Annotated in this window: 1 rRNA gene; it reads right to left on the bottom strand. The window is 51.3% G+C overall.

The window, feature by feature from the left end:
• Window positions 1–454, bottom strand: a 16S ribosomal RNA gene (locus NV64_RS22780); the annotation flags it as partial.
• Between the last annotated feature and the right edge of the window lie 215 nt (window positions 455–669).

Genomic DNA, 669 nt, shown 5'->3' with positions numbered 1-669 from the left:
CGCCTTCCTCCCCGCTGAAAGTACTTTACAACCCGAAGGCCTTCTTCATACACGCGGCATGGCTGCATCAGGCTTGCGCCCATTGTGCAATATTCCCCACTGCTGCCTCCCGTAGGAGTCTGGACCGTGTCTCAGTTCCAGTGTGGCTGGTCATCCTCTCAGACCAGCTAGGGATCGTCGCCTAGGTGAGCCATTACCCCACCTACTAGCTAATCCCATCTGGGCACATCCGATAGCGTGAGGCCCGAAGGTCCCCCACTTTGCTCTTACGAGGTTATGCGGTATTAGCTACCGTTTCCAGTAGTTATCCCCCTCTATCGGGCAGTTTCCCAGACATTACTCACCCGTCCGCCACTCGTCACCCAAGAGCAAGCTCTCTGTGCTACCGTTCGACTTGCATGTGTTAGGCCTGCCGCCAGCGTTCAATCTGAGCCATGATCAAACTCTTCAATTAAAAGTTCGATTTGCTGCAACAAGTGCAGCGATGCTCATCTGTAAAACGTCATAATGAATTTCATTATGTGTTCACTCGTGAGACTTGATATTTTTTGACACCCGAAGGTGTCTGATATCAATCCTGCGAGTGCCCACACAGATTGTCTGATAAATTGTTAAAGAGCGGTGCAATCAGTGCCGAAGCTTCCTGTTGCGAGGTGGCGTATATTACGC

It is taken from the genome of Erwinia sp. B116 (assembly GCF_002865965.1).
GTDB lineage: Bacteria > Pseudomonadota > Gammaproteobacteria > Enterobacterales > Enterobacteriaceae > Erwinia.
The sequence above is the reverse complement of the archived record's forward strand: the minus strand, read 5'-3'. Positions and strand labels throughout refer to the sequence as shown.